At 40.4% G+C, this 3,104-nt stretch carries 3 protein-coding genes; 1 reads left to right on the top strand and 2 read right to left on the bottom strand.

Annotation, left to right across the window (positions count from 1 at the left end; all coding sequences use genetic code 11):
• Nucleotides 1-8: 8 nt before the first annotated feature.
• Both BCT81_RS15050 and BCT81_RS15045 read right to left on the bottom strand, forming a co-directional pair.
• On the bottom strand, nucleotides 9-665 hold the full coding sequence (locus BCT81_RS15050; RefSeq protein WP_102424952.1) for a glutathione S-transferase family protein: 657 nt from the start codon (nucleotides 663-665) through the stop codon (nucleotides 9-11).
• Between the two features lie 110 nt (nucleotides 666-775).
• The gene (locus BCT81_RS15045) at nucleotides 776-1,372 is read right to left on the bottom strand and encodes a LysE/ArgO family amino acid transporter (RefSeq protein WP_102424951.1); all 597 of its coding nucleotides are present in this window, start codon (nucleotides 1,370-1,372) and stop codon (nucleotides 776-778) included.
• A 186-nt stretch (nucleotides 1,373-1,558) separates the two neighbouring features.
• Between BCT81_RS15045 and BCT81_RS15040 the strand changes: the two genes are divergently transcribed.
• On the top strand, nucleotides 1,559-2,911 hold the full coding sequence (locus BCT81_RS15040) for a sphingomyelin phosphodiesterase (RefSeq protein WP_102424950.1): 1,353 nt from the start codon (nucleotides 1,559-1,561) through the stop codon (nucleotides 2,909-2,911).
• The last annotated feature ends 193 nt before the right edge of the window (nucleotides 2,912-3,104 follow it).

Raw genomic sequence — 3,104 nt, 5'->3', positions numbered from 1 at the left:
ATATAATATTAATGAGCTTCCGCAAGGCTTGCCAAATAAGTATTCGTTAAATAGAAACCACTAAACTTCTCCACAAAGTCTTGAGGTACCGTTTTCTCCGTTAAGCCCGACTTAATCAAAGCGGTCTGCCACGCTTGCACTTTAGGGAAGCCTTCTAACATATCAAAACCTGAACGATCTTTTATCACCGATGCGCGGTGTAATAGTGGCAGCCAAGCTATGTCGACATTCGAGATGTAATCCCCTTTGAAGAATTGAGTATCGCCTAATTTATTTTCAGCTTTTAGAAACGCTTTTTGAAGATTAGCCAAACGTGTTTCAAAAGTTTCTTTGTCTTTACTTCCCATCGTTCCGCATTGTGGCATGTAATGTTTACTTGCCTGATAAGACCAAGCACGGTCCAATGCTTTTTGCTCGGCTGATACCTCTTCAATAGGTGCGTATTTGTCGTCAAGGTATTCAACAATCGTATCAGATTCAAATAATACGGTGTCGTTTTCAGTCACTAGTACAGGCACTTGACCATTTGGAGAAATATCCAAAAACCATTGTGGCTTGTTGTTAAGCTCAATGTATTCGATTTCAAACGGTACTTTTTTCATAACTAGAGCCCCCATTGCACGTTGAAGGAATGGGCAGTTTTTAAAGCTAATCAGTTTGATCATTGTAGACTCCGTATCAGGTCATTAATTTGTATTTACATCCCTAAGACGAGCGTCACCAACAAAAGACGAAGTATAATTCTATTTTTTTGGAAATTAAGAAATATAGCCACTTAAACGATTAAAGAAATTGCTATAGATGCCATTATTACACCCACAACAAATTCCAATACCTTCCAGGCTCGCGGGTTCTTAAACATCGGAGCCAAGAAACGCGCACCAAAGCCAAGAGAAAAGAAGAACACAAAAGAAGCCGATACCGCCCCCGCCCCAAATAACATTTGATTTGGTTGATATTGAGTTGAAATAGAACCTAACAGCACAACGGTATCAAGATAGACGTGTGGGTTTAGCCAAGTAAACGCAACGCACATGGCTATCGCTTTGGTTAACGAGTCTTTGGTTTCAGCACTTGCTTCTAGCGCATGATTTTCAGTGAATGCCGAGCGGAAACTTAAAAATGAATACACGCCCAAAAACATTGCCCCACCATAACGAGCAATCAGTTCGATTTGAGGAAACTGCTTAACAACAGCCCCGAAGCCTGTGACGCCAAAACTAATCAGTAACGCATCAGAGACAGCACACACAGTACAAATGACCAAAACATGTTGGTTCTTTAGGCCTTGCTTGAGTACAAAAGCATTTTGAGAACCTATCGCAAGGATCAGCGAAAGTCCGAGGGAGAAACCAGCAAAATAAGTCGTCATTAAATGCACTTCGAAATAGGTTGAATAATCATAAGTTACTATAAATTGGTGTATTTTTTCACAACATTTACAATATGATCACATATCCGTTACACAGCACAAAACCAACACAATCAAATTGCAACCACATGCATATAAGAGCTACTTTCTGACTTCGATTTTAGGAATGTAATCAAAGGAAGAAACATGATTAAAAAGCTGTGTTTAACACTGATACTTTGGGCAATAGCGAGCCAAGCACTCGCAACATCGCTTTATTATATAAATCGCACTGACAAACCCATATTGATAAACTTTTCAGTAGACTCCAGTGCGCCAGTCAGTAATGGTTACCAATACAGGTTAACAGGAAATGACTTAGTAATTTGGCCCTATCAAAAAGCTAAAGTGGCTGATTTTAACCGATATTATGGAATTGTGAATGGTGCTACATATGATTACTTTCTGACAATATCACGATTGACTGATGAGGGAACATGGGAAGTCAAACCGCAAGAACCAGTCGCTCAACTTAAGTTGGTTGGCCATGGTTCAGGCTCGACGTTGTCTTATGGCTATAAAGGTCAAGGTATGATGACTGACTACAACCCATACATTCTTCATCGATATAATCAAGATGGATATCACTCTGAGTTCGGCGTTAAAGCGGTATACACATCGGGTTTTGACGACGTTGAATTTGTTGTGTCTGAACATACAATCAATGGCACAGAATATGAACCAAACATCCTAAACGTTGCATCATATAACTTATGGTTGCTTCCTTCTGTGTCTTCCAATATTGCAGGCCGAGCAAGCATCATGAGCCATAGCCTTTCTGGGTTTGATGTACTCACTTTGCAAGAAGCATTTTCTACCGATAGAGACATTCTATTCAATAAGTTAGCGGACGAATATCCATACAGAACAGAGGTGGTTGGTGGTAACAGTAATGCGCTGTACGATGGTGGTGTGGTGACATTTAGCCGACATCCAATCATCGACACCGATAGTATCGTCTTCGAACACTGTACAGGCACTGACTGCTACGCAGACAAAGGCGTTGTATATACCAAGATAAACAAGGATGGCGAGATATACCACATTTTCAATACACACCTTGCCTCTTTCAACACACCTTCAGCTAAGCGTCTAAGACGCCTACAACTCGGTCTAATGCGAACCTTTATGTTGACCAAAGACATTCCTGCTAACGAAGCGGTGATCTATGCTGGAGACTTCAACATCGACAAAAATAGTGACTTCTTGGAATACCTTTTGATGCTTGCTACGTTAGATGTTGATCCTCCAGAGTTCAGAGGCTACACCCGTGCAACCTTTGATCCGACGATTAACCCTTACGCTGCTTATAAGTATTCAGGTGGTGCTGATGTAGAGTATCTGGATTACGTTTTTGTAAGTAGAGTGCACAGACGAGCAGTAAGTAATACAAATACGGTGAAACTCAACCAAAGACTAAACTCAGAGACTTGGGGAAGTTGGCACTTATCCGACCATTTTGCTATTGATGCTAACTTTGTATTTAGTCCAAATGAGTAACGTTCTAAAACAACCATAAGGTTGAACCAACAAAACACACTTGGGATGCTCGTTCTGTTCTTTTAATAAGAAGATCGAGCTCCTTATCCCCCTCCTTTTCACTGGCTCAATGAAAACCTTCCCGCCTGCTAAATAACAAATTAATCAATTGATTTTTAAGCAGTTTAACCTTCAGCGTGCATTTTATAAATGT

The organism is Vibrio sp. 10N.261.52.A1, assembly GCF_002876325.1.
In the GTDB taxonomy this organism is placed as follows: Bacteria; Pseudomonadota; Gammaproteobacteria; order Enterobacterales; family Vibrionaceae; genus Vibrio; species Vibrio chagasii.
Note: the sequence above shows the minus strand (reverse complement) of the source record. Positions and strands in the feature narration are given on the sequence as shown.

Coding starts and splice junctions, on each gene's coding strand:
- BCT81_RS15050 (WP_102424952.1), bottom strand. CDS start 665: ATGATCAAACTGATTAGCTTTAAAAACTGCCCATTCCTTCAACGTGCA.
- BCT81_RS15045 (WP_102424951.1), bottom strand. CDS start 1,372: ATGACGACTTATTTTGCTGGTTTCTCCCTCGGACTTTCGCTGATCCTT.
- BCT81_RS15040 (WP_102424950.1), top strand. CDS start 1,559: ATGATTAAAAAGCTGTGTTTAACACTGATACTTTGGGCAATAGCGAGC.